This window comes from Methylocystis borbori (genome assembly GCF_036576025.1).
Classification (GTDB): domain Bacteria; phylum Pseudomonadota; class Alphaproteobacteria; order Rhizobiales; family Beijerinckiaceae; genus Methylocystis; species Methylocystis borbori.
In genome coordinates this window covers 39181-64097 of sequence record NZ_JAZHYN010000004.1, presented here as the reverse complement: position 1 = coordinate 64097, position 24917 = coordinate 39181, and the positions used below count along the sequence as shown (strand labels likewise).

The 24917-nt window shown below is 61.9% G+C and carries 22 protein-coding genes; 16 read left to right on the top strand and 6 right to left on the bottom strand.

Going from position 1 to position 24917, the window contains the following annotated elements:
• The first annotated feature begins 152 nt into the window (after positions 1-152).
• From katE to V3H18_RS02365, 4 genes are all read left to right on the top strand, one after another.
• Positions 153-2321 (top strand): catalase, encoded by a 2169-nt coding sequence (gene katE, locus V3H18_RS02380; protein ID WP_408631747.1) that lies wholly within the window; start codon positions 153-155, stop codon positions 2319-2321.
• A gap of 65 nt (positions 2322-2386) precedes the next feature.
• On the top strand, positions 2387-2908 hold the full coding sequence (locus V3H18_RS02375) for a hemerythrin domain-containing protein (protein ID WP_332080279.1): 522 nt from the start codon (positions 2387-2389) through the stop codon (positions 2906-2908).
• Positions 2909-2945: 37 nt separating this feature from the next.
• Positions 2946-3287 (top strand): small metal-binding protein SmbP, encoded by a 342-nt coding sequence (gene smbP / locus V3H18_RS02370; RefSeq protein WP_332080278.1) that lies wholly within the window; start codon positions 2946-2948, stop codon positions 3285-3287.
• A gap of 313 nt (positions 3288-3600) precedes the next feature.
• Positions 3601-3981, top strand: coding sequence for an avidin/streptavidin family protein (locus V3H18_RS02365; RefSeq protein ID WP_332080277.1), 381 nt, complete (start codon positions 3601-3603; stop codon positions 3979-3981).
• Positions 3982-4108: 127 nt separating this feature from the next.
• On the opposite strand, the gene V3H18_RS02360 is transcribed toward V3H18_RS02365, so the two are convergent.
• From V3H18_RS02360 to V3H18_RS02350, 3 genes are all read right to left on the bottom strand, one after another.
• A complete protein-coding gene (locus V3H18_RS02360) occupies positions 4109-4885 on the bottom strand; it encodes a sulfite exporter TauE/SafE family protein (RefSeq protein ID WP_332080276.1) in 777 nt (258 codons plus the stop codon).
• A 9-nt stretch (positions 4886-4894) separates the two neighbouring features.
• Positions 4895-6583, bottom strand: coding sequence for a bifunctional protein tyrosine phosphatase family protein/NAD(P)/FAD-dependent oxidoreductase (locus V3H18_RS02355; protein ID WP_332080275.1), 1689 nt, complete (start codon positions 6581-6583; stop codon positions 4895-4897).
• 77 nt (positions 6584-6660) lie between these two features.
• Positions 6661-7581, bottom strand: a complete 921-nt coding sequence (locus V3H18_RS02350; protein WP_332080274.1) for an MBL fold metallo-hydrolase — start codon at positions 7579-7581, stop codon at positions 6661-6663.
• Between the two features lie 94 nt (positions 7582-7675).
• Between V3H18_RS02350 and V3H18_RS02345 the strand changes: the two genes are divergently transcribed.
• Together V3H18_RS02345 and V3H18_RS02340 are read left to right on the top strand one after the other, a co-directional pair.
• Complete coding sequence (locus tag V3H18_RS02345; RefSeq protein WP_332080273.1) at positions 7676-8329, top strand: peroxiredoxin; 654 nt, start codon at positions 7676-7678, stop codon at positions 8327-8329.
• Positions 8330-8340: 11 nt separating this feature from the next.
• The gene (locus V3H18_RS02340) at positions 8341-8742 is read left to right on the top strand and encodes an ArsR/SmtB family transcription factor (RefSeq protein ID WP_332080272.1); all 402 of its coding nucleotides are present in this window, start codon (positions 8341-8343) and stop codon (positions 8740-8742) included.
• Positions 8743-8901: 159 nt separating this feature from the next.
• Here the strand turns inward: V3H18_RS02340 and V3H18_RS02335 are convergent, their stop codons facing one another.
• On the bottom strand, positions 8902-10317 hold the full coding sequence (locus V3H18_RS02335) for an ATP-binding protein (RefSeq protein ID WP_332080271.1): 1416 nt from the start codon (positions 10315-10317) through the stop codon (positions 8902-8904).
• Positions 10314-11033 (bottom strand): response regulator transcription factor, encoded by a 720-nt coding sequence (locus V3H18_RS02330; protein WP_332080270.1) that lies wholly within the window; start codon positions 11031-11033, stop codon positions 10314-10316. The genes V3H18_RS02335 and V3H18_RS02330 overlap by 4 nt, the downstream gene beginning before the upstream one ends.
• Before the next feature lie 461 nt (positions 11034-11494).
• On the opposite strand from V3H18_RS02330, the gene V3H18_RS02325 reads away from it, so the two are divergent.
• The 8 genes from V3H18_RS02325 to V3H18_RS02290 all read left to right on the top strand — a co-directional run bounded on the left by V3H18_RS02325 (position 11495) and on the right by V3H18_RS02290 (position 22469).
• On the top strand, positions 11495-13147 hold the full coding sequence (locus tag V3H18_RS02325; RefSeq protein WP_332080269.1) for a SulP family inorganic anion transporter: 1653 nt from the start codon (positions 11495-11497) through the stop codon (positions 13145-13147).
• 68 nt (positions 13148-13215) lie between these two features.
• Positions 13216-15213 (top strand): hydrogenase 4 subunit B, encoded by a 1998-nt coding sequence (hyfB, locus tag V3H18_RS02320; protein ID WP_332080268.1) that lies wholly within the window; start codon positions 13216-13218, stop codon positions 15211-15213.
• Positions 15210-16163 carry a respiratory chain complex I subunit 1 family protein gene (locus tag V3H18_RS02315; protein WP_332080267.1) on the top strand — a complete coding sequence of 318 codons (954 nt, stop codon included), beginning with the start codon at positions 15210-15212 and terminating at the stop codon, positions 16161-16163. Before hyfB ends, V3H18_RS02315 begins: the two co-directional genes overlap by 4 nt.
• Positions 16163-16825: a hydrogenase-4 component E gene (locus V3H18_RS02310; RefSeq protein ID WP_332080266.1), complete on the top strand. Its 663-nt coding sequence runs from the start codon at positions 16163-16165 to the stop codon at positions 16823-16825. Before V3H18_RS02315 ends, V3H18_RS02310 begins: the two co-directional genes overlap by 1 nt.
• On the top strand, positions 16822-18270 hold the full coding sequence (locus V3H18_RS02305) for a hydrogenase 4 subunit F (RefSeq protein ID WP_332080265.1): 1449 nt from the start codon (positions 16822-16824) through the stop codon (positions 18268-18270). Before V3H18_RS02310 ends, V3H18_RS02305 begins: the two co-directional genes overlap by 4 nt.
• An 11-nt stretch (positions 18271-18281) precedes the next feature.
• Positions 18282-19799: a hydrogenase large subunit gene (locus V3H18_RS02300; RefSeq protein ID WP_332080264.1), complete on the top strand. Its 1518-nt coding sequence runs from the start codon at positions 18282-18284 to the stop codon at positions 19797-19799.
• Positions 19800-19811: 12 nt separating this feature from the next.
• The gene (locus V3H18_RS02295; RefSeq protein WP_332080263.1) at positions 19812-20330 is read left to right on the top strand and encodes an NADH-quinone oxidoreductase subunit B family protein; all 519 of its coding nucleotides are present in this window, start codon (positions 19812-19814) and stop codon (positions 20328-20330) included.
• 336 nt (positions 20331-20666) lie between these two features.
• Positions 20667-22469 (top strand): OprO/OprP family phosphate-selective porin, encoded by a 1803-nt coding sequence (locus V3H18_RS02290; RefSeq protein ID WP_332080262.1) that lies wholly within the window; start codon positions 20667-20669, stop codon positions 22467-22469.
• Between the two features lie 49 nt (positions 22470-22518).
• Here V3H18_RS02290 and V3H18_RS02285 read toward each other — a convergent pair whose 3' ends face one another.
• On the bottom strand, positions 22519-23754 hold the full coding sequence (locus V3H18_RS02285; RefSeq protein WP_332080261.1) for a M48 family metallopeptidase: 1236 nt from the start codon (positions 23752-23754) through the stop codon (positions 22519-22521).
• A gap of 210 nt (positions 23755-23964) precedes the next feature.
• Here V3H18_RS02285 and V3H18_RS02280 point away from each other — a divergent pair, with 210 nt between their 5' ends.
• Positions 23965-24357, top strand: a complete 393-nt coding sequence (locus tag V3H18_RS02280; protein WP_332080260.1) for a DUF423 domain-containing protein — start codon at positions 23965-23967, stop codon at positions 24355-24357.
• Positions 24358-24464: 107 nt separating this feature from the next.
• Positions 24465-24830 (top strand): response regulator, encoded by a 366-nt coding sequence (locus V3H18_RS02275; protein WP_332080259.1) that lies wholly within the window; start codon positions 24465-24467, stop codon positions 24828-24830.
• Positions 24831-24917 lie beyond the last annotated feature (87 nt).

The window sequence follows — 24917 nt, the reverse complement described above, 5'->3', positions numbered from 1 at the left end:
CGCGCGCGCCGCGCACGAGCTACAGGCCTCGATTCACTGCCGCTCCTATTTGGCGAGGGGGGAACAAGTCGCGCCGACGCTGGTTAAGTCTCGTGTCGCGCAATTTCTCTGCGCGCGCTGCAAGTCTTTTCTTAATGTCAGGAGTTCTCCATATGGCGTCAAAGCCACGCGCGCCCGCTTCGGCCAAATCTCCCGCTGATCGCGGAAAGAGCAAGGCCGCTAAGGCGGAGATGGCGTCCGCCCAATTCGAGAATTCTTATTCCGAACCTCAGGGAAATGGCGGAGAAACCCATCAAACGGCGACGCAGCAAACGGGCGTCCTGACGACTCAGCAGGGCGTTCCCGTCGCCGACGATCAGAATACGCTGCGCATTGGCGCGCGGGGACCCGCGCTTCTCGAAGATTTTCACTTTCGGGAGAAGATTTTTCATTTCGATCATGAGCGCATTCCCGAGCGCGTCGTTCATGCGCGCGGCTACGGCGCGAACGGATTTTTCGAATTGACCAAATCACTTTCCAAGGTGACGCGCGCCGATTTGTTCCAGCGTGAGGGCGACAGGACGCCCGCCTTCGTGCGTTTCTCGACAGTCGCGGGCAGCAAGGGCTCGCCCGATCTTGCGCGCGATGTCCGCGGCTTTGCCGTGAAGCTCTACACCAATGAAGGAAACTGGGATCTGGTCGGCAATAACATTCCTGTCTTCTTCATCCAGGACGCGATCAAATTCCCGGATATTATCCATGCGGTGAAACCGGCGCCGGACCGAGATTTCCCACAAGCGCAATCCGCGCATGACAATTTCTGGGATTTCATCTCGCTTACGCCTGAGAGCCTCCACATGATCATGTGGGTCATGTCCGATCGCGCTCTTCCGCGTTCGTTCAGGTTCATGGAGGGATTTGGCGTCCACACCTTCCGCTTGATCAACGCGAAAGGCGAGTCGACCTTCGTCAAATTCCACTGGAAGCCGAAGCTCGGGCTGCAATCCGTCATGTGGAACGAGGCGGTCAAAATCAACGGCGCCGATCCCGATTTTCATCGGCGCGACCTGTGGGATGCGATCAAGGGAGAAAACTTCCCTGAATGGGAGCTCGGCGTGCAGCTCTTCGATCAGAAATTCGCCGACAGCTTCGAATTCGACGTGCTTGACGCCACCAAGCTCATTCCTGAAGAGCAAGTTCCCGTCGAGCCTGTCGGCCGCCTTGTGCTCGACCGCACGGTAGACAATTTCTTCGCCGAGACGGAACAGGTCGCGTTTTGCACGCAAAATGTCGTTCCCGGCATCGACTTCAGCGACGATCCGCTGCTCCAAGGTCGCAATTTCTCCTATCTGGATACGCAGCTGAAAAGGCTGGGCGGCCCCAATTTCACGCATATTCCGGTTAACGCGCCGCGCTGTCCTATGACCCATTTCCAACAGGATGGGCATATGGCGATGAAAAATCCCAAGGGACGGGTCAATTACGAACCCAATAGCTGGGGGGCGATGGGCGGTCCGCGAGAGGCCCCCGATAAGGGCTTTCCGACTTTCGCCGCAGAGGTCAGCGAGACCAAAGTCCGGCTTCGCCCGGAAAGTTTCGCCGATCATTACAGTCAGGCCCGGCTGTTCTTTCTTAGCCAGACGCCTGTCGAGCAGAAACATATCCGCGACGCGCTCGTGTTCGAACTCAGCAAATGCGAGCGCCCCGATATTCGCGCGCGGGTGGTTTCACACCTCCTTAACATAGACGATTCGCTCGCCGCTCGCGTGGCGGAAGGCTTGCGCCTCGATCTTCCAGAACCCGCGAAGGCTGCGCGGCCGACGCTGCGGCTTCCAGCTTCCGATCCCTTAAGCATCCTCAAGCATCCGACTTCATTCGAGGGCCGAAAGCTCGGCATTCTCGTGACCGATGATGCGAATGCCGAATTGATCCGCTCGTTGATCGCGGCCGTCGGCAAGGCGGGCGCCGTCTATGAAGTCATCGCGCCACACATCGGCGGGGCCATTCTCTCCGACGGAAGCACGCTTCCAGCGGCGCAGAAAATCGGCGGCGGGCCGTCGGTTTTATACGACGCCGTCGCGATCGTCGCTTCCGACGCGGGCGGCCACGAACTCGCGAAGGACGCGGCGGCGCGGGATTTTGCGAGCGACGCATTCGCGCATTGCAAGTTCATTGGCTACGCCGACGGCGCCTTGCCTTTGTTGCAGAAGGCGGGAATCGCCGAGAGTCTCGACGAAGGTTGCGTTTCAATTTCGACTGACGCGGATGCGGCCGCCTTCGTCGAAACATGCGCGAAGCTACGCCATTGGGTTCGCGAGCTCGCGGTTGAGCTGGACGCCTAATCGTATCGACGGCGTTTCCGCCGATTCCGGCAGGGGCGCGCCGTCAAATGTAAAGGAGAAACATCATGCCCAACACACAGACCAGCGCCAAACGGACCGGCTCGAGGATGAGCCGCGCGGCGGCCAGAAGCTCCGCCAAACCCGCCGATGCGATCAAACTGCTAAAAGACGATCACCGCGAGGTGAAGACCTGGTTCAAGGAGTTTGAGAAGCTTGAAGACGCCGCCGAGAAAGCGGCGTTTGCCCGAAAAATCTGCCAAGCGCTAGCGATCCATGCGCAGATCGAGGAAGAAATCTTCTATCCCGCTCTTCGCAAAGCCATCGACGACGATGATTTGCTCGACGAAGCCGAAGTCGAACATGGAAGCGCCAAACAGCTCATTGCTGAAATTCAGGCCATGACGCCAGACGATCGACTCTTCGACGCCAAAATCAAGGTGCTGGGCGAATATGTGCTGCATCATGTCGGCGAGGAAGAGAACGAGATGTTTCCCGAGGCGCGGGAAAGCGGCGTTGACCTGATGGCGCTCGGAGCTCAGCTCGCCAAACGCAAAAAGGAGATGAAAGCGAAAATGGCCGCCGCTTAGCTGGCGATCGATTGTTTCACGACAGGAGGATTCGCAGATGAATCGTCGAGCGTTTGCGCTTACGTTTGGGCTCGGCCTCGCCGCATTGGCGTCGCCTCAAGCCGCGTGGGCGGAGGATCATTTGGCCGAAGCCGTCAGGCACACGAAAGCGGCAGTCGATCACGGCAAACAAGGCCAGGCGGAGGTGCTCGTAACGCATGCTGAATCCGCCCTCACGCATGCAGAGGCCGCTCAGAAGGGCGTCTACAATATTCATGTCGAGCAAGGCGTCTCGCACCTAAAGGCGGCGATTGCAGAAGGCAAGAAATCGAACGCCCAAGGCGCAACTGAACATGCCGCGGAGGCGCTGACTCATCTGGAAGCGGCAAAGAAGAAGTGAGCGGATGGCTTTCGTTTAGGAAAGACAGGCGCCCCGCCGCCACATCCAGGGTCGGGGCGCATCGAACGTCAGCGACGCATGAAGGCCGCCGCTCGGGATCAGCGTAGCTACAGAACGCGGCGGACGTTCATTATATGCGGTGGAAAGATCGCTTAAAGATCCCGCGGGCTTCGCGGATCGGCGCGTTTACACAAATTTCTATAGTGATATTCGGAGCAAGGGATATAATCCTCTTCGAGGCGGCGCCTTCGGCGCCCTCTCGCGGCGTTTCATATGTGCTTGCCGAAAAACTTCATTAGCCAAGGAGAACGATATGTCTCATGAATTTGCGCTTGCGCATGCGCAGGCAGGAACCGGCCCGGTCGTTGATTTTTCAGGACGCTGGGTAAACGAGCTGCAATCCGAAATGACGCTGAAGCAGGACGGATTTATCATTCTCGGAGAATATGTGAGCGCCGTCAGCAGCGAGGGAAAGAAGGCCAAAGGCGTTCTCAGCGGATACGTGAATGGAGACCTGATCGCCTTCGTCGTGCATTGGCAAGGTTTCCAGGCGATCACCGCGTGGGTCGGCCAGCTCAACCCCAGCGCGCCGAAACAGACGATCAACACGCTGTGGCAAATGACAAATCAGGTTGAAGTCGGTCAAGAATGGGCGTCGATCAACGCCGGCGCGGACAGCTTCACGCGACAGTAGGCGTCTGTAAAAGGCGCTGACGCTCTTGCGGGGGACTTTGTCTCGACGTTCCCCGCGATCGTCGCCTCGGCGCGCCCTCCGCTCCGCACGCGCATGCGTCAAGAACGATCTCGCCGAAGACCAAGGGTTATCCCGCCGACCTGAACAGCATATAGCCGGCGACGGAAAAAACGATCAGCGCGAAGGCGATCGACAAATGGCCAGACTCTCCCGAGAGGCGCTTGGCGACGATGGAGCCCAAGAGCCCGCCAAGGGCGCCGCCGAAAATGAAGACGGCGGCGAGCAGCCAGTTCACCAATCCAGAAAAGGCGTAATTCGCCGCGGTCGTCAGACCGAATGCGGTGACGGCGACGAGCGACGTGCCGACGGCGTTCAGCAGCGGCATGCCGGTCGAGCCGACGAGCCCTGGCACGATGAGAAAGCCGCCGCCAATGCCGAAGAAACCTGAAAAAAGCCCGGTGACAAGGCCGAAGCTCAAGACCTTAGGCGCCTTTTCCAAAGTGCATTCGACGCCTGGTTCGCCGGGATTGCCGCGCCGGCGCAGCATCAAAATTCCGATCGCGATCATCACCAGCGCGAAGAGGAAGAGCAGCTTCTGACCATTGACGCTCTTTCCAATTGTCGATCCGATAAGAGCGCCGATGACGCCGGCCGACGCATACATGCCGCCGCAGCGCCATTTCACATGGCCCGCGCGCGCATGGCTGAGAAGGCTGAAGGCGGCGTTGACCGCCACCGCGATGGCGCTGGTGCCGATCGCGACATGCGGATCGCGCACGCCGACCACATACACCAACAGCGGCACGGCGAGAACGGAGCCGCCGCCGCCAATGAGGCCGAGCGCGAATCCGGCCGCGACGCCGCTCCCCGCGCCAAGGGCATATTGGAGGAGTTGCAGCGTCACGTTACGCAGTCACTTCGACGCCGGTTCGGCGTTCTCTTCGATCATATGGCGATCGCAAAGCCACTCGCGGCCTTTCAACATGCAGCGCCAATAGATCGGCGGCAGCATCCGATCCTTGAGGAACCAGGCCATGCGCGAAGGCTTCGTGCCGTCGATCATCCATTTCGGGAAGCTCGGCAAAAGCTTGCCGCCATAGCCGAATTCGGCGAGCACGATCTTGCCGCGCTCGACCGTCAGCGGACAGGAGCCATAGCCGTCATAGCCCACATGCGGCTTCTTGCCGTCCAGCGTCGCGAGAACATTGATCGCGACCACTGGGGCCTGTTTGCGCGCGGCGGCGGCGGTTTTGGCGTTTGTCGTGCCGATCGCATCGCCGAGGCCGAAGACATTCGGGTAGCGCGTATGCTGAAGCGTATCGGGCGCGACGCTGACAAAGCCCGTCTCGCCGGCCAGCGGACTCTTTGCGATAAAGTCCGGCGCGCGCTGCGGCGGCACCGCGTGCAGCATGTCGAATTCGCGCTCGACGCCTGTCGCCTTTCCTTCGGCGTCCTTTTGTTCGAAGGTCGCGACGCGCCTTTTGCCGTCGACGGCGACGAGCTTCGACTCGAAGCAGAGCTTTATGTCGTAGCGTTCGACATATTGCATCAGCGCCGGCACATAGGCGGGGACGCCAAAGAGCACGGCGCCCGCATTGTGGAACTCGACCTCGATATTATCGAGCGCGCCATTGCGCCGCCATGTGTCGCAGGAGAGATACATCGCCTTCTGAGGGGCGCCGGCGCATTTGATCGGCATCGGCGGCTGGGTGAAGAGCGCGCGCCCGCGCTTCAGGCCCTGCGCCAGCGCATGCGTGCGCGGCGCGAGATCGTAACGGTAGTTGGAGGTCACGCCATTCTCGCCGAGCGTCTCGACGAGGCCGGGGATGGCCTCCCAATCGAGCTTGATCCCCGGCGAAACGATCAACGCGCGATAGCGCAGAATCGATCCGTCGGCGAGCGCCAGTTCGTTCGACTCAGGATTGAAGCTCGCGACGGACTGCTTGATCCAATTCGCCTTGTCGGGCATTACCGAGGCCATCGGGCGCTTGGTCGTCTCCGGCTCGAAGACGCCGGCGCCGACAAGCGTGAAGCCCGGCTGGTAATAATGTACATCGGCGGGCTCCACGATCGCGATGGAGAGCGACGGGCGCCGTTTCAGCAGACTCGCCGCCGCCGCAATGCCGCCGCTGCCGCCGCCGACGATGACGACGTCATATGTTTTCTGTTCGCCGCCTGAACCGGAGCCGCATGCCGTGAGCCGCGGCGCGATCGCCGACAGGTCCATGCCGGCGCCGCGCGCCGCGCCGAGAATGGCGGCGGCGTCGAGCTTGCCCGCTTGCGACAGCGCCCAAAGCGTCGCCGCGCGCTTGCCGCTCTTGCAATAGCCGAGAACCGGCCCCTCCGCGGCGTCGAGCGCGCCCGCGAATTTTTCAACGTCGGCGTCCTTGACGTCGCTCGGCGTCACCGGCGTATGAAAAGCCTTAAGGCCGTGTTTCGCCGCCCAGGCCGATACATCAGCGAAACTCGCCTGTCCCGCCTCTTCGCCATCGGGGCGGCAGTCGATGAGGGCGCGAAATCCCGAACGCGCCGCCGTGGCGACGTCTTCTTCCGCGATCTGACCGGAAACGGAAAACAGGGGCGTTAGCTGTTTGAAGCTCATAATGTCCTCTTTCATCGTTCGATCGCGCGAACCGGCGCCGCAACAGGCGCGCGAGGAGCTGCGGTCTTTCGAGCGCCTCAGAAGGCGTTGATGGGAAGTTTGAGGTAGCGCACGCCATTGTCTTCGGCCGGCGGAAGCCTGCCGCCGCGCACATTGACCTGCACCGACGGCAGAATCAGATCGGGCAGATCGAGCGTCGCGTCGCGGCTCTGGCGCATGGCGACGAAGGCCTCTTCGGCGACGCCGTCATGCACATGCACATTGCTTTTCTTCTGCGCGCCGACCGTCGTCTCCCAGACGAAGACGTTGCGGTTCGGCGCTTTGTAGTCGTGGCACAGAAAGAGACGCGTTTTCTCCGGCAGTGACAAAAGCCGGCGAATGGAGCGATAGAGCTGATGCGCGTCGCCGCCGGGAAAATCCGCGCGCGCCGTGCCGTAATCGGGCATGAAAAGCGTGTCGCCGATAAAGGCGGCGTCGCCGATCACATAAGCGATATCGGCCGGCGTGTGTCCGGGAACATGCAGCGCGATCGCGGGAATGTCGCCGACGGAAAACCGATCGCCGTCGTCAAACAGCCTGTCGAACTGCGAGCCGTCGCGGGCGAATTCCGTTCCGAAATTGAACACCCCGCCAAACAGGCGCTGAACGGTGGTGATCTCGCGGCCGATCGCGAGCTTGCCGCCGAGCTTTTGCTGAAGATAGGGCGCGGCGGAAAGATGGTCGGCGTGGGCGTGCGTCTCGAGCAGCCAGTCGACGCCGAGACCCTCGGCGCTGACGAATTCGACGATGGCGTCCGCGGAATGGGTGGAGGTGCGGCCGGAGGCCGCATCGAAGTTCAGCACGCTGTCGACAATGGCGGCGCGCTTGGTTGCGGGATCATAGGCGACATGGCTGGCGGTGAAGGTCGGTTCGTCAAAAAAGCTTTTGACGACAAGGTGTTGCTGACCTCCTGCGCGCAGAATCTGCTCGGCCGCGGCGGCCAGATTGGCGTCTTCCATTGGAGCGCTCCCTTTTATAAGATACATATTTTCATAAATCATGTAATTATATAAATTGATTGTGTCAAGCGACGCGAGGCCGCAGATGGTTGCAATGGAAAAAGAATCGAATCTTCCCGCGCCGCCCGTCGGGGGCGGCTTGCGGATCGGCCAATTGGCGCCGGTCTTTCAGGCGCGTTCGACGTGGGGCGACGTGCGCCTCGACCAATATCGGGGGCGATGGGTCGTATTCTTTTCGCATCCGGCGGACTTCACGCCGGTCTGCACGAGCGAATTCGTGGCGCTTGCGCGCGCCGCGCCAAAATTCGAGGCGATCGGCTGCGCCTTGATCGGCCTCTCGGTCGACAGTCTTTTCTCGCACATGGCCTGGGTGCGCGCGATTCAGGAAATTTTCGACGTCGTCGTGCCCTTCCCCATCGTCGAGGATCCGTCGATGGTGATCGGCCGCGCCTACGGCATGCTCGACGAATTCGCCAGGGATTCGTCAGCGATGCGCGCGAGCTATTTCATCGATCCAGACGGCGTCATTCGCGCCATGACCTGGTATCCGCTCACCGTCGGCCGCTCCGTCGACGAAATGCTGCGATTGGCGACCGCGCTGCAACGCGCGCATGCCGGCGACGTCTTGACCCCCGAAGGCTGGCGGCCGGGCGACGATCTCCTGGCGCCGCCGCCAACGAACCTCGAGCACGCGCTAAAGCCCGGCGCGCCGTACGACTGGTTCTATAAGACGCGCAAGGACAAGTGACGGCGATCTAAATGACAGCGATCTATGAATCGCGCGAACGCGCGAATGAAACCGCCGAAAAGCTCAAGATTTTCGCGCAGCCGCAGAGGCTGATGATTCTCTCCTGCCTGCTGCTGGGCGAGCGCACCGTCGGCGAGATCGAGAAGCTGACAATGATCGGGCAGCCGGCCCTCAGCCAGCAGCTCGCGGAATTGCGGCGCGCGCAGCTTGTCGACACCCGCCGCGCCGCGAAACAAATCTATTACCGGCTGGCGAACGACCAGGTCGTCATCTGCGTCAAAAGCATCGAAGCGGTATTTGGCGACGACATGGACGCCAAGATCGCCTCGGCCTTTTCCAAAACCGGCGAATCCCCCGAGGCGCCGCGCAAGCAGGATCGCGCCGGCGCGGCGGCCTTCGCGCGAATCATGTGAGCGTGGCTGGCGACGAGGGACGCTGAGAGCGAGATCGTTCTTCATGGAAGCGCGACGCGCCTCCAGGAAGAACGTGAATCTCACTCTAATTTAAGCAGATCGAGCAGGATTCACGTTTGCGACGGGATCGCAAACGATCTCCTCTCAAACGATCCTGCTCTAGCGGGCCGCGGCTGACTTTTCGCTCCCCTCGACGGCTTGCGGCAAAACCACGCGAACGATCAGCCCATGCGGCGCGCGATCGAGAAGCTGCACGGTCCCGCCGTGATGCTCCACGAGCGAGCGCACGATAGACAGGCCGAGCCCGAATCCGCTGTGCTTGTTGATCGTTCTCGCCGGCTCGCCGCGCACGAAGGGCTCAAACGCGCTTTCCTTGGCCTCCGCGGGGATTCCCGGCCCGTCGTCGACGACATCGACCTGAATGCGCTCGCCCGGGAGTTCCGCCATGGAAATTTCGACCGTCTTCGCATGATGCGTCGCGTTCTCGACCAGATTATTGAAGATGCGCTGGACGTCGCTGAGCGAGCCGAGAATCATCTGGCGAGGACCGCGATCATATTTGACGTCATAGCCGAGATCGCCAAATTCGTTCGCCACCGTCTGCAGCACGCTGTCGAGATCGATGAGCGATATGTCCGACGTATCGTCGCCCTCGGCGCGCAAATATTGAAGGTTTTTATAGAGCATCGCGTCCATCAGATCGATGTCGCGCAGCATTCTTTGCTGCAGCTCCCGGTCCGACATGAACTCGGCCTTTAGTTTCAGGCGGGTGATGATCGTTCTCAAATCATGGCTGACCGCCGCGAGGACATGTGCGCGCGCCGCAATCATCTGGCGAATGCGCGCCTGCATCCGATTGATCGAGCGCGTCAGCTCCCGAACTTCCTGCGGGCCTCTTTCCGCCAGTTGCGTGTCGCTCTGGACGTCGTTTGGAATCCCTTCCGCATATTTCGCGAGATTCTTCAGCGGCGCCATGATCGCATTCGACGTCCAGAAAACGAAGATCGCCGCAAACATGAAGAAAGACAGCGCGGCGCGAGCCCAGGGCGTAAGGATGAAGGGCTCGCCCGGCTCGTCCTGCCATAGCCAGCGCCAGACGGATCGCGGCGGCTTTCGATGCTGGGCGATCGAGATGAGGGCGTAGCCGCCCTTGCGCAAGCCGACCGCCAGCAACTCATGCTGCGGGCTGACCGCGCGAAAAACATCGGCGTCGTCCCACAGCAGCGCAGCGACCTGTTTGATCTCATTATCGAAACTGTCCTCGCTATCATCGTCCAAAGGATCGACGAAAGGAGGGCGGGCCTCCACGATTGCAATATTCGCGTAGGGCGCGGCGCGCGAAAACTCCGAAAGCACATGCGCGCGCTGCGAGACATCGGCGACGTCAATGGCGACGATCACGCTTGCGATGAAATCGCTTTGATCGACGATGTGCCGCCTGCCTTCGACGTCGAGGACATGAAACATCACGATCACGATCGTCTGGAAGGCGACGATGGAGACGAGAATAAGAAGCGTAATCTGAACGGCTAAACGCTTGAGCGGAAGCCGCCAGGAAAAGACCCGTGAGGTCATGCCCGAGTGACCTGCGCGGAAAAAATATAGCCCTCGGAGCGCACCGTCTGAATGAGCAGAGGCTTCTTTGCGTCGGCCTCAATTTTTTGCCGAAGCCGGCTGATCAACACGTCTATACTCCGTTCAAACGGCCCGGAGGTCGGGCCATGCGTCATGTTGATAAGCTGCTCCCGCGTCAATACGCGATTGGGATTTTCGCAAAGCGCGTGCAGAAGGTCGAATTCGGCGCCGGTCATCGCCACTCTCATGCCGCAGGGCGCGACGACCTGGCGCGAGAGAATATCGACGCGCCACCCCGAGAAGAGATAGGCCTGCCGCAGCGCGCCATCGTCGGGCGCATGATGATTGTCGCTGCGTCGCAGCACGGCGCGAATGCGCGCGAGCAATTCGCGCGAATTGAAGGGCTTCACAATGTAGTCGTCCGCCCCCATTTCCAGCCCGAGAATCTTGTCGATGTCCTCGCCCTTGGAGGTGAGGATGATGATCGGAATCGGCCTCTCCGACCGCACTCTCCGGCAGATCGAAAGCCCGTCTTCGCCGGGGAGATTCAAATCGAGAATGAGGAGATCGAACGACCCGGACTTGAACGCCGCGTCCATCTCCGCGCCGTTCGGAACGACGGTCGTCCGCGCATCGTGATTGGCCAGATAGAGCGAGATGAACTCGCCGATTTCGGCGTCGTCCTCTACGAGGAGAATTGAAAGAGGAGTAACCAAGGGGTTTGCAATCGCTCCGTGTTCGTGAACCTATAATGCAGCCTTTGCTCCATCTTTCTAGACGGAAATTCATCGCGATACTGCGGAAAACGGCGCATTCTTACTGACGCCGCGGAGGAGACATCTTCCAGAAACAAGAGCCAGTCCGGCGAAAAAAACGAGAAATATCGGGGTCCACGGCTTGTTCTAATGTGCGCTGCATGATGGAGGAGACGATGAATGACGCGAGCGACGCTGCCGTCAAAAACTCCCCTCCCGTCAGAGTCCTTAAGACCTTGCGCCGACGCGCGGTGAAGAGCGACGCTCAAGCTCTTCTCACGCCGCGCCGGCGGCTAATCGCATAAGATGGCAGATTGAGTTTGCGTCGCCCTCGCGGCGGAACGCAAGGCGATTCCGCGTCGCCGCAGCGGCAAGCGCCGCAAACGGGGGCGCTCCCAGTTTCTCGAAGAGATCAGGACAGCATGGCGAACAGGCTTCTCGCGCGAGCGATCCCCCAAAGCGGACTTGCAGGTCTTGCCGAAAACTGGCGGGCGGACATGCTCTCCGGCTTCCTCGTCTTTCTCATCGCCCTGCCCCTTTGCCTGGGCATTGCGATGGCCTCCGGCTTTCCGCCCCAGGCGGGCATCATCACCGCTATCGTCGGCGGCCTGCTCGTGTCCCGCATCAACGGCTCCTACGTCACCATCATGGGGCCGGCTGCGGGCCTGATCGTCGTCGTTCTCGACGCCGTCCATGAACTTGGCCAGGGCGATGCGCAGGCCGGCTACCGCTATGCTCTCGCCGCCATCGTTTGCGCCAGCGTCATTCAGACGCTCATGGGCGTGATGAAAGCCGGCAAGATGAGCGCCTTCTTTCCGTCGTCGGCGGTCCACGGAATGCTGGCGGCGATCGGCGTCATCATCATGTCCAAGCAGATTCACGTCATGCTCGGCGTGAAGCCCGACGCCGACACGCTGTTTCAGACCATCGGCGCGATCCCCTCGAGCATCCGCGATATGAATCCGGAGGTCGCCATCATCGGCGGCCTTGGTCTCGCGATCCTCATCGCCTGGTCGGTCGTTCGCAATCGTTATCTTCGAATGGTGCCGGCGCCGATTCTTGTCGTCATCGTCGGCATGGCGCTCGGGCAATATTTCGATCTCGACGACGAGCACATCTACCTCTTCCTTCCAGACACCCAGTTCCTGCCGCATCACGAATTCACCATCGGTCCCAAATTTCTGGTGTCGATCCCTCAAAACTTCCTTGCGGGCTTCGCCTTTCCGGACTTCTCGTTGATCGGCCATAAGGTTTTCTGGCAACAGGTCGTCACGATCTGTCTCGTCGGGAGCCTCGAAAGTCTGCTCAGCGCCGCGGCGGTCGACAAGCTCGATCGTTTTCGGCGCACGTCCGACCTCAATCGCGACCTCGCCGCGGTGGGCCTCGGCAATATCATCTGCGGCTTCATCGGCGGATTGCCCATGATCGCCGAAATCGTCCGCAGTTCGGCCAATGTCACCAATGGCGCGCGAACCGGTTGGGCGAATTTCTTCCATGGCCTCTTCCTGCTCATCTTCGTCGTCCTCTTTCCAAGAGTGATCCACGAAATTCCCTTGACGTCGCTCGCCGCGCTGCTGGTGTTTACCGGCTACCGGCTCACGTCTCCGCGCGAGTTTCGCAAGACTCTGGCGATCGGCTGGGATCAGCTCTGCGTCTTCGTCATCACCATCGCCGGCGTGCTCGCCACAGATTTGCTCATCGGCGTCGCCATCGGCATCGCCGCGGAGTTCATCTTCCACTTCTGGCGAAGCGTGAATTGGAACGAGGTTTTCAAGGTGAGCCGCGACATCGTCGAAACGGAGCCGGGCGTCTATCATGTGAAGATCGGCGGCGCGGCCTTTTTCGGCAATTATCTTTTCCTCAAGAGCGAGCTCGCGAAACTGCCTCCCGGCAAGACGGTCGTCTTCGACCTCTCCAATTCCTCCTGCATCGACCACACGGTGATGGAAAATCTCCACCATTTCTGTGAGGACTATGAGGGCAAAGGCGGACGCGCGGAAATTCGGGGACTCGATCAGCACGTTGCGACGTCGAAACATCCTCTGGCGCCGCGCAAACGCAGCGCCCACGGCTAGAACATTCCGTCGCGACGACCGACGCAATCATCATGCGAGCCCTCGCGTAGAAGGGAATGTGACGAAATATGCCGCTCTATCTGGCGTTGACCTGCATCGCCGCGCTCGTTGGCGTGAGCGCCTTTGCGATCTTCAACGGACGGCGCCCCGACATCAGTCGGATCGTCTATCGCGCCTGCATTGGCCTCTGTCTGCTTCTCTTCATCGCAGCGGTCATTCCACGCGGCGCCAATGTGCTGACGACGACGGCGCCGCTTGGCCTGCCCTGGATCGGCATGCATTTCCGCATCGACGTCTTAAGCGCCTTTTTCCTCGCCGTGATCAATCTCGCGGGCGTCGCGGCGAGCGCCTATGCGATCGGCTACGCCGCGCATGAAAAAAATCCGATGCGCGTGCTGCCGTTCTATCCGGCCTTTCTCGCGGGGATGAACGTCGTCGTGCTCGCCGACGACGCCTTTACCTTTCTCGTCGCCTGGGAGTTCATGTCGCTCGCCTCCTGGGCGCTGGTGCTCGCCGAACATCACGACGCCGAGAACCGAAGAGCGGGCTACGTCTATTTGCTGATGGCGAGCTTTGGCGCGCTGGCCCTGCTCATGGCCTTTGGCGTTCTTGGCGGCGTCGGCGGCGCCTATGACTTCGCCTCCATCCGCGATTCATCGAAAGAGAGCTGGAAGTCTGGCCTTGTGCTGGCGCTCGCGCTGATCGGCATGGGCTCGAAAGCCGGCCTCGCGCCGCTCCATGTCTGGCTGCCGCTTGCGCATCCCGCCGCGCCCAGTCACGTCTCCGCGCTGATGAGCGGCGCGATGACGAAAGTCGCCGTCTATGGATTCATTCGCGTCGCCTTCGATCTGCTCGGGCCGCCGGCCTTCTGGTGGGGCATAGAGCCCATGACCTTTGGCGCCGCGAGCGCGCTCATCGGCGTCCTTTTCGCCACGATCCAGAGCGACCTCAAGAAACTTCTCGCCTATAGCACGATCGAAAATATCGGCATCGTCTTCGTCGCGCTCGGCCTGGCCTTGGCGTTCAAGGCGAACGGCCTCGCGGTGCCGGCGGCGCTCGCCTTCACGGCGGCGCTGTTTCACGTCTTCAACCACTCCCTGTTCAAGAGCATCCTGTTCTTTGGCGCCGGCGCCGTGCTCAACGCCACGGGAGAGAGAAACATCGAGCGGCTTGGCGGCCTCATACACGCCATGCCGAAAACCGCCTTCCTGTTTCTGGGGGGCTCGATCGCCATCTCCGCTCTGCCGCCGCTCAATGGCTTCGTCTCGGAATGGATGGTCTTCCAGGCGATCCTTCTCAGCCCGTCGCTGCCGCAATGGCTGTTGAAGCTGCTCGTGCCCGCGGTCGGCGTGACGCTGGCGCTGAGCGCGGCGCTCGGCGCGGCCTGCTACATTCGCGCTTTCGGCATCACTTTTCTCGGCCGCGCCAGAGCGTCGACGCCGAAAACGCCGCATGACGCCGACGATTGGTCGATCGGCGCCATGGCCGGCCTGCTGACGCTGTGTCTCATGGCCGGCCTTCTGCCAAGCCTCCTCATCGATACGATTTCGCCCGCCGCGCTCGACTTCGTCGGCGGCCGGATGCCGGCGCAGTCGGAAATCTCCTGGCTCTCTATCGCGCCCGTCGCCGAGAGCCGCAGTTCCTATAACGGGCTTCTGGTCTTCGCCTTCATCCTCTTCTCCGCCTTCGGCGCGAGATATGTCATTCAGAAATACTGGCCGCGCGGCGCGCGGCGCGCGCCGGCCTGGGACTGCGGCTATATCGAACCGAGTCCCGCGACCCAATATAGCGCGAGCAGTTTCGCGCAGCCGATCCGGCGCACGCTCGGCGTCATCGCCTTCGCGGCGCGCGAGCGTCTCGACATGCCCCTGCCGGGAGAGATGCGCCCCGCGCGCCTGACCGTCACAATCAAGGATCGCATCTACGACTATTTCTATGCGCCCATGACGCGCGCGGTCGTCTCCTGCGCCTCGGGATTGAACGGCCTCAATTTCCTGACGATCCAGGAATATCTGGCGCTCGTCTTCGGCGCGCTCGTCTTCCTGCTGGTGATGGTGGCGCTATGAGGCTCATCTTCGATCTCTTCGCGCAGGCCGCCGAAATGATTCTCGTGCTGGCGCTGGCGCCGCTGCTTATCGGCTATATCCGCAAGTTCAAGGCGCGGCTGCTGCGCCGGCGGGGGCCGCCGATCCTTCAGCCCTGGCGCGACATCATCCGCCTGATGCGCAAGGAAGCCGTTGTCGCCGACAACGCCTCATGGCTCTATTGCGCGGCGCCTTATCTCATTTTCGCGACGACCTGGGTCGCGGCGTCGCTCGTGCCGACATTCGCCACGGGGCTGATGTTCAGCTGGACCGCGGATCTCATCGCCATCATCGCGCTTCTCGGCAGCGCCCGCTTTTTCCTCGCCCTGGCGGGCATGGACATTGGCACGAGCTTCGGCGGCATCGGCTCGAGCCGCGAGGCGATGTTCGGCTCGCTCGCCGAGCCGGCGATGATCATGATCGTCTTCACCGTCTCCTTCATCGCCGGAACGACGCAGCTCTCGGAAATCGCGGCATATATGGTCTCGAATTTCGAGCTGCGCGTTTCCGTGGGCATGGCGCTCATCGGCCTCATCATCGTGGCGATCGCCGAAAATGGGCGGATACCGGTCGACAATCCGGCGACGCATCTCGAACTGACGATGGTGCATGAGGCGATGATCCTCGAATATTCCGGACGCTATCTCGCGCTGATCGAACTCGCCTCGGCGCTCAAGCTGCTCCTCTACATCTCGCTCATCGGCTGCGTCTTCTTCCCCTTCGGGCTGGCGCCGCGCGACGCCGGCGCGCAGGACATGGCCATCGGCGCCGCGACTTATGTCCTCAAGCTTGCGATCGGCGGCGGCCTGCTCGCCCTTTTCGAGACGTCGACCGCGAAAATGCGCGTCTTCCGGGTGCCGGATTTCCTTGGCGCCGGCTTGATGCTGGGTCTCCTCGCGACTCTGCTCGTCTTCGTGACCCGGAGCCTGTAATGGACGTCTTAACCTTCGACATCGCGCATCTTTTCGCGGGCGCGCTGGTGCTCACGAGTTTCATGCTGCTCTATCAGGACCGGCTGTCGGGGCTCATCAACATCTTCGCCCTGCACGCCGTCATCCTGTCCCTGTCGGTCGCCTGGCAGGCCTATTACCAGGACGCCCCCCATCTTTACGTGACGGCGGCCATCGCCTTGATCTTCAAGGCGCTGATCATCCCATTCAGCCTTCGCGCCATCATCAGGCGGCTCGGCATTCACCGCACGGTGGAAGTCATCGGCGGCGTCGGCGTGACGATGCTCATCGGCATCTTCCTGATGGCGCTGTCGCTTGTCGTCGTGCTGCCGGCGACGGCGAGCGCCGATCCAATGGCGCGGGAAGACGTCGCCTTCGCCATGGCGATCGTGCTGCTCGGCCTCCTGATGATGGTGACGCGACGCAATGCGGTGAGCCAGATCGTCGGCTTCATGTCCCTGGAGAATGGACTGATCCTCGCCGCCGCGGGCGCCAACGGCATGCCGCTCGTCGTCGAGATCAGCGTCGCTTTCTCGATTCTCATCGCCTTTATCGTGATCGGCGTCTTCCTGTTTCGCATTCGCGAGCGCTTCGACACCGTCGATCTCTATGAGCTTGATCGCCTCCGGGGAGAGCGCAGATGAATTCCAACCTCTTTCTGGTCTCCAATATGCTGGTCGCGATCCCGGCTATCGCCGCCTGCGTTCTCGCCTTCGAGTCGGAATATCGGCGCTCGGCGATCATCAATCTCTGCGCTTCGGGGGCGACCTTTCTCTTCGCGCTCATTCTCCTGCTGACCGAGCCGGAAACCGGAACCTATCTCTTTGTCGACGATCTCAACATCGTCTTCATCGTGCTGTCGACCTTCATCGGCTTTACGACGAGCATCTACAGCGCGAGCTACATCGAACATGAGATCGAGACGGGCAAGCTCGGCCCGGTCAATGTGCGCTTCTATCACGCGATGTATCAGACGCTGATGTGCGCGATGAATCTCGCCTTGCTCGCGAGTAACATCGGCCTGATGTGGGTCGCGATCGAAGTCGCGACGCTCACCACCGTGCTGATGGTCGGCATTTATCGCACGCCGCATGCGCTGGAAGCCGCCTGGAAATATTTCATCCTCGGCAGCGTCGGCATCGCGCTCGCCCTCTTTGGCACGATTCTCGTCTATATGGCGGCGGAGCCGGCGATCGGCCAGGGCTATGACGCCATGGTCTGGAAGACGCTCATGGAGCAGGCGCCGCAATTCAATCCGCGCATGCTCAATGTCGCTTTCGTCTTTCTCATTCTCGGCTATGGGACCAAGGTCGGCCTTGCGCCCATGCACGCCTGGCTGCCCGACGCCCATGCGGAAGGCCCGACGCCGATCTCGGCGGTTCTTTCCGGCCTTCTTCTCAATGTCGCGCTTTACGCGGTGCTGCGATTCAAAATGCTGCTGACCGCCAATGCCGCGGCGATCGCGCCGGGGCCGCTGATGATCACGCTCGGATTGCTCTCGCTGATCTTGGCGGCGTTCATGCTTTACCGTCGCGACGACATCAAGCGGCTCTTCGCCTATTCCTCGATCGAGCATATGGGCATCATCGCCTTCGCCTTCGGCATGGGCGGGCCGCTCGCGAATTTTGCGGGCCTCTTGCACATGACCATGCACAGCCTGACGAAATCGGCGATCTTCTTCGCCGTCGGGCATATCACGCAGGTCTCCGGCACGCAGAAAATCGCCGACATCAGGGGACTGACGCAAAGCCAGCCCATACTCGGCTGGGGCCTCGTCGCCGGCGTGATGGCGATCGTCGGCCTGCCGCCGCTCGGCATTTTCATGAGCGAGTTTCTGGTTGTGAGCTCCACCTTCGCTCGTCAGCCGCTGCTCGCCATCCCCCTCGTGTTCGGCCTGCTCCTCGCATTCGGCGCCCTGCTGCTGCGGCTCACCGGAATGGCGTTCGGCGAGCCGACAGGACGCGAAGCCGAAGTGAAGGCCTCCGTCATTCCGCTCTATGCGCATCTTGCGCTGGTCCTGCTCGCAGGCCTCTATCTTCCATCCCATATCGTCGCCTGGTTCCAGAACGTAGCCCGGCTCCTCGGATGAGCGTCGCAACGATGAACATCGCCCCTAAGGAAATAACGCCCCCTTCGCCCGATGCGGGTTGCCGGCCCTGGCCGCGCGAGAGCGTCGATGCGGCGGGCTGGCTCGCCGTCGCCGAGGAACTCGCGAAAGGCCGGCTCGACCTGGTCAGCCTCTGGGGCGAAAGCGCCCAGGTTCACATGGCGATCTTGGAGCGCGAGACGCCGCGCATCCGCATCGTCACCCTGGATTGCCCGAAAGGAAGCTTTCCGTCGGTCGGACGCGTACATCCGCCGGCGCTGCGGCTGGAGCGGACGATCTCCGATCTTTACGGCCTCAAGGCCGAAGGCGCGCCCGACGACAGGCGCTGGCTCGATCATGGAAGATGGGGGCTGCGCCATCCCGGCGGCGCGCGCGAGGAGATCGCTTCGACAAGCGACCCTTATGTCTTTCTCGCGGCGGAAGGCGAGCCGCTGCATCAGATTCCCGTGGGCCCGGTCCATGCGGGGATCATCGAGCCCGGACATTTCCGTTTTTCCGCCAATGGCGAGACCGTCGTGCGCCTCGAGGAAAGGCTCGGCTTCACCCATAAAGGCGTCGATCAATTGATGGCGGGCGCGTCGATCGCGCGCGCGGCGAATCTCGCGGCGCGCGTTTCCGGCGACAGCACGGTCGCCTATGGCCTCGCCTTCGCGCAGGCGGTGGAAGCGGCGCTCGGCCTCGAGGCTCCGCCGCGCGCCCTGCATCTGCGCGCGCTGATGGCCGAGCTCGAACGGCTCGCCAATCATTTCGGCGATATTGGCGCGATCTGCAACGACGCCGCTTTTGCGCTCATGCATGCGCATTGCGCGATCGTGCGCGAAAGAATCCTGCGCGCCGCCTCAGGCTGCTTCGGCCATCGACTGATGATGGACCGCATCGCGCCCGGCGGGGTCGTTGCGGATCTGGACGAAGACGGGAAGCAGGCGCTGCGCGGGCTTCTCGACTGGATCGAGTTGATGACGCCGCGCCTCATCGCGCTCTTTGGCGACACCACCTCGCTGCAGGACCGCACGGTGGGAACGGGCGTGGTCAGCAAGGAACTCGTCCGACAATACGCCTGCGGCGGCTTTGTCGGCCGCGCGTCGGGACGGGAGTTCGACGCGCGCAAAGCCGTCGGCTATGCCCCCTATTCCGAGTTCGATTTCGAAATCGGCCTCTCGACCGACGGCGACGTCGACGCGCGCGTCTGGGTCCGCTTCGACGAGATCAGGGCCTCTTTGAAAATCGTCGCGCATATTCTCGACCATCTCCCGCAAGGTCCGATCATGCAGGACTGGGAGCCGACGAAAGACGCGCCATGCGAGGGCGCGGCGCTCGTCGAAGGCTTTCGCGGCGATATTTTCGTCTGGCTGCGCATCGGCGCGGACGGCGCAGTCGCGCGCTGTCATCTGCGCGATCCCTCCTGGTTCCAGTGGCCGCTGCTCGAAGCGGCGATCAAGGGCAATATCGTCGCGGACTTCCCGCTCTGCAACAAGTCCTTCAACTGCTCCTATTCGGGGCCCGACCTTTAAGACCGCCGCGCCATGCAGAAATTCTTGCTTCAAGGTTTGCTCCGCCGCGCTCTGACCGAGTCGCCGCCAAAGCCCGAGGCGGCCTCGGTCGCCGAGCTCGGCTATACGCTGGGGCGCGCCATCCGCCAGAAACTGGGGCGCAGTCTGTCCATCCGCGAAGTGGACGCGGGCTCTTGCAACGGCTGCGAACTTGAGATTCACGCGCTGAACAACGCCTACTACGATATCGAAAGATTCGGCCTGCGTTTCGTCGCCTCGCCGCGCCATGCCGACGCGCTGATCGTCACCGGCCCGGTGACCAAGAATATGCGCGAAGCTCTGGAGCGCACCTATGCGGCGACGCCCGATCCCAAATGGGTGATCGCCGTCGGCGATTGCGCCTTTGGCTGCGGCGTTTTTGCGGAGAGCTACGCCTGCGTCGGCTCCGTCGCGGCGGTCGTTCCGGTCGATCTCCATATTCGCGGCTGTCCGCCCGATCCCGTTACGCTCCTCAAAGGGCTCATCGGCTTCGTCGAAGCGACGAATCGATAAGCGGCCCCGGCCGCCGATACCCACACCCCCTCGCCAGTCCTGCCTCGCGGTCGACGCAGTCGCGCCGTGCTTTCGAACGATTCGCGCCAGATCGCGCCGCATAACGGCGCAATCGCCCAAACGCGGATAACGTAATCGATTCCAAAAGTTCAAAGGGCGCTTTGCGCGAAAAAACGCATGCCGCTCTGTCGCGGCGCGCGCCAGCGCACGGCGCCATTGAGACGTGTGCGAGCAATAATTCTTGCCGCCAGAAAAACACAAGAAAATATAAAGTTGCAACTTATTGTTACAGCGACATGACACTTTTGCGTCGCCATCGATTGAGGAGCAAATGCAGTGAAACAACCGGCATTCTCTGCGAGGAGCCATATAACCGCGGGGAGCGCGCTCGCGGCGCTTCTGGCGGCCACGGCGGCGAACGCCGCCTCAAGCGACGACGCCATGGAAGCAAGATTGCGCGCGCTCGAAGCCCAGATCGCCAAGCTGCGGCCGCTCGAAGCGGAAGTCGCGAAGCTACGGCGTCAATCGCGCGAGGCGAAAGAGCAGGCGCAGCACGCCACAGGCGTCGCGCGAACAGCGGCTGAAGCTTCGGGAGCCGCCGCGAAGCAACAATCCTCGACGCCGCTGATGCCGCCGGTTTTCGTTTCCTTCAAGAACGGGCTGTTCGTCGAGACCGCGGACAAGGCCTATAATTTCAAGATCGGCGGCCGCATGCAATTCGACGGCGGCGGGATTACTCAGCCGCTCAACGGCTGGTCCGATCAGGCGGGCGTGCGTCAGGTGCGCCTCGAAATCGAAGGCAAGGCGGCGAAATATTGGTTCTACAAGCTGCAATATGATTTCGCCGGCTCGCAATATGGAACGCCCTTCAACGCGCCGGTGCAGGGCGGCATTCGCGATTTCTACCTCGGACTGCAGCATCCCATCCTCTCCCTGCCCTTCACCAAGGACCCCGCCTTCATCCATATCGGCAGCTATTTCGAGCCGTTCAGCCTGGAGTTCACCACATCATCGCGCTTCCGCGACTTCATCGAACGCGCCATGGCCGTCGAAACCATCGCGCCCAGCCGCCATCTCGGCGCGGCCATCGGCGCCTATGGCGACAATTGGAGCGCGAAAGGCGGCGTCTTCACCACGAGTTTCGAGGATCTGAATACCAATCCTTCGACGGCCGTTTCGGTCCCCTATTTCATTCCGGCCAAGACGGGGTGGGCTTCGACCGGCGGGGGCCAATATTTCGAATTCACCGGCCGCGCGACCTATGCGCCGATCCTGACCGAGCATGATCTCCTGCATGTCGGCGTCTCGGGCCGCTATCATCAGCCCAACAGCGCGACGGGCTTGTCCGACGACCGCGTTCTGCGTGTCGGCAACCGCATCCGTTCGGAAGCCTATATCCTCAATCAGGGCCTGCTCGGAACGCCTGATCTTTCTTGCGGTTCGATCATCCTGCCGGTGTGGTCGTCCGCCTCCTCGGCGCATTGCGTCAACAATGTCGAGTCTTTCGGCGTCGAACTTTCCGCCGCGCATGGACCCTTCTCGCTGCAAGCCGAATATCTCGGGCAGCAGGTCAACCGAAATACGACGAATATCGCGCTCGCGCGTCTCGCCGGCGCCTTTGCGCCCGGTGGCGGCTCGCAATATTTCAGCGGCTTTTATGTCTACGGCCAGTGGTATCTGACGGGCGAAGAGCGCGCGGCGGCCTATGACGTGACGAATAAGATCGGCGCGAATTTCAACCAGATCAAGATCAAGCATCCGCTGAGCGAAGGCGGCTTCGGCGCGCTCGGCGTCGCCGCGCGCTACAGCGAGGTCAATCTCAATAGCGGCCCTTACTCCGGCTCAGGCCTCTATAATATGCTCGCCTATACGACCTTGATCGCGCCCAATCCGGCGGCGACGTCCTATATCGCCAACGCCGGCGTCGTCGGCGGCCGCCAGCAGAACGCCACGCTCGGCATCAACTGGTATCCCGATAACGGATTCCACTTCCAGTTCAACTGGACGCATGTGCTGCAAGCCTCGGCGCCGCTCAATGACTACGCGCTCTTCTCCTCCGGCGTTCCTACGCGCCAAGGCGCTTATTTCAACGGCGCGCATCCCGACCTCTTCGAGGCGCGCGCCCAAGTCTATTGGTAAGCCTTCTCGAAAATCAGAGCATGTTCGTGAAGCGACTCACGGACATGTTCTATGACGCCATGCGCAAACGCGCGACGCGCACCGGCACGGGCGGATGCGAGAAGTAGAAGCTCGCATAGAGCGGGTCGGGCGTCAGCGTCGCGAGATTGTCGCGCGTCAGCCGCGTCAAGGCCGAGATCATCGGCTCCTTGCCGACCACGTCGCGCGCGAAGGCGTCGGCTTCGAATTCGGCGCGGCGCGACCGCCAGGCGAAGAGCGGCGACAGCACATGCGCGATCGGCTCTTTCACGAGAAACAGCGCGACGAGCACGAGGCCGGGATCGCTCGGCAGGCCGAACCAGCCGGCGAAAACGTCGGAGCCGAAGGCCCACCAGAGCGCCGCGAAGCCAAGAAAGGCGAGCGCCGCCCCTTGCAGCAGCATCTGACGCACATGGCCGAATTTGAAATGGCCGAGTTCATGGGCGAGGATCGACTCGATTTCGTCCGGAGAATGTTTCTCGAGCAGCGTGTCGAAAAAGACGATGCGCTTCGCCTTGCCGAAGCCGCTGAAATAGGCGTTGCCGTGAGTGGAGCGCTTCGATGCGTCCATCACGAAGAGACCCTTCGACTCGAAGCCGCATTTGGCGAGCAGCGCCTCCATGCGCCGCTTCAGGACGCCTTCGTCGAGCGGCGCGAATTTATTGAAGAGCGGCGCGATGAGCGTCGGATAGAGAATCGTCATCGCGATCATCAGCGCCATGAAGGCGACATAAGCCATAAGCCACCACGTCTGCGGCGTGGCGCGCAGCAGCGCGAACATGGCGAAAAGCGACGGGGCGGTGATGGCGAGCTCCAGCGCGCTCGTCTTCGCTTCATCGGCAAGAAATCTCGCGGGCGTGAGACGGTTGAAGCCGAACCGCTCCTCGAGCCAGAAGGCTTTGGCCGCCGAAAAGGGCATGTCCATGAGATCGCCGATAAAGCCGAAAGCGAGAACGGTAACGACGCTGCGCGTCAGTCCCGGCTCGATGAAGCTTGCGATCGCGGCGTAGAGCGGCGCGAGCAGGAAGGCGAGCCACAGAATCGAAAAAGCCGCGTCGAAGACTTTCTCGACGATCGAGAATTTCGTGCGCGCGATCGTGTAGTCGGCGGCGCGGCGATGTTCGTCGAGCGTCACGTCGCGGGCGAAATCGACCGGCACGCTGTCGCGATGCGCCGCGACCGTCGCCATTTGCCGCAGACGTAAATAGACGCCAAGCGCGGCCGAGGCCGCGATGGCGATGCAGATGACGACGCCTATTCCGCTCATTCTTAGCTCCATCGGGACTCGTCGGAGCAATATAGGTCGCGGCCCGCGCCTTTGCGAGGTTGGCTCGGCCGCGCACGCCGGCGCCGGGGAGTAAAGACGGCGCGGCGAAGTGGCGGATCCATCCCGACGTCTGTATCGTCGCGCCGACGCCCTTCGCGGCGCTACAGCCGAAGAACCTGCCGCGCCGCGTCTTCAAAGCGGAGCCAATCCATGAAATCGAGCCTTTTCGTCGCGCTGATCGCGGCGCTGCAGGGCGCGGCGGGCGTCGCGCTCGCGGCCGCCGCGGCGCATCTTGAGGCGAACCCCTTGCTCGGGACCGCGAGCCAGTTCCTGACGCTCCACGCGGCGGCGGGCCTCGGGCTCGCCGCGCTGCTGCGCGCTATGCCCTCTTTCTGGCTCGCCGCCGCGGCCTTCTCGCTGCAGGCTGGGACAACGCTTTTTTCCGCCGATCTCGCCGCCCGCGTCTATTTTGCCGGAAAGCTCTTTCCCTTCGCCGCGCCGATCGGCGGCGGGCTGACGATCCTGAGCTGGCTTTGGCTCGCTCTATGGGCGGCGTTAGCCATTTGGCGCGCGAATTCGACGGAAACGCCACGCGAAAGGTAGACAAGCGCGGCAAAGAGCCCCACCATAAAAAAATGTCGGTCTCTGGCGCCCCGGGCCTCACCCCAAAGGGCTCACCGAGCGATGAGCCGCAACGACCGAGCGATCCCTTGCTCGGGCGAAGGGTTCTGATTGTCGAAGACGATCCCTATATCGCGCTGGCGCTCGAAGAGACCCTGACCGAATATGGGCTGGTGATCGCCGGCATGGCGCGCAGCGTCGACGAAGCGATCAGGCTCGCGCGCGCCGACGGCGTCGATCTCGCGCTGCTCGACGTCAATCTCGGCCATGAGACGATCGACCCCGTCGCGGACGCGCTGGCGGCGAAAGGCTGTCCTTTCGTCTTTACGACCGGCTGCGGACGCGCCGGCCTGCCGGAAGCGCATCTGCATCACGCCATGGTCGAAAAGCCCTTTTACGTCGAGGAAATCCTGACGGCGCTGCGCAATGAGGTCTCCCGCGGCGGCGCGCGCTGAATTCCTTCGGCCGCAGCCCTGGCGACAACGCGCCGCCTCGGCAATTGGAGTTTCGAGCTTCTCGCGGAGAATAAGGACGAGAAGCCG

Coding starts and splice junctions, on each gene's coding strand:
- katE (WP_408631747.1), top strand. CDS start 153: ATGGCGTCAAAGCCACGCGCGCCCGCTTCGGCCAAATCTCCCGCTGAT.
- V3H18_RS02375 (WP_332080279.1), top strand. CDS start 2,387: ATGCCCAACACACAGACCAGCGCCAAACGGACCGGCTCGAGGATGAGC.
- smbP (WP_332080278.1), top strand. CDS start 2,946: ATGAATCGTCGAGCGTTTGCGCTTACGTTTGGGCTCGGCCTCGCCGCA.
- V3H18_RS02365 (WP_332080277.1), top strand. CDS start 3,601: ATGTCTCATGAATTTGCGCTTGCGCATGCGCAGGCAGGAACCGGCCCG.
- V3H18_RS02355 (WP_332080275.1), bottom strand. CDS start 6,583: ATGAGCTTCAAACAGCTAACGCCCCTGTTTTCCGTTTCCGGTCAGATC.
- V3H18_RS02350 (WP_332080274.1), bottom strand. CDS start 7,581: ATGGAAGACGCCAATCTGGCCGCCGCGGCCGAGCAGATTCTGCGCGCA.
- V3H18_RS02345 (WP_332080273.1), top strand. CDS start 7,676: ATGGAAAAAGAATCGAATCTTCCCGCGCCGCCCGTCGGGGGCGGCTTG.
- V3H18_RS02340 (WP_332080272.1), top strand. CDS start 8,341: ATGACAGCGATCTATGAATCGCGCGAACGCGCGAATGAAACCGCCGAA.
- V3H18_RS02335 (WP_332080271.1), bottom strand. CDS start 10,317: ATGACCTCACGGGTCTTTTCCTGGCGGCTTCCGCTCAAGCGTTTAGCC.
- V3H18_RS02325 (WP_332080269.1), top strand. CDS start 11,495: ATGGCGAACAGGCTTCTCGCGCGAGCGATCCCCCAAAGCGGACTTGCA.
- hyfB (WP_332080268.1), top strand. CDS start 13,216: ATGCCGCTCTATCTGGCGTTGACCTGCATCGCCGCGCTCGTTGGCGTG.
- V3H18_RS02315 (WP_332080267.1), top strand. CDS start 15,210: ATGAGGCTCATCTTCGATCTCTTCGCGCAGGCCGCCGAAATGATTCTC.
- V3H18_RS02310 (WP_332080266.1), top strand. CDS start 16,163: ATGGACGTCTTAACCTTCGACATCGCGCATCTTTTCGCGGGCGCGCTG.
- V3H18_RS02305 (WP_332080265.1), top strand. CDS start 16,822: ATGAATTCCAACCTCTTTCTGGTCTCCAATATGCTGGTCGCGATCCCG.
- V3H18_RS02300 (WP_332080264.1), top strand. CDS start 18,282: ATGAACATCGCCCCTAAGGAAATAACGCCCCCTTCGCCCGATGCGGGT.
- V3H18_RS02295 (WP_332080263.1), top strand. CDS start 19,812: ATGCAGAAATTCTTGCTTCAAGGTTTGCTCCGCCGCGCTCTGACCGAG.
- V3H18_RS02285 (WP_332080261.1), bottom strand. CDS start 23,754: ATGAGCGGAATAGGCGTCGTCATCTGCATCGCCATCGCGGCCTCGGCC.
- V3H18_RS02280 (WP_332080260.1), top strand. CDS start 23,965: ATGAAATCGAGCCTTTTCGTCGCGCTGATCGCGGCGCTGCAGGGCGCG.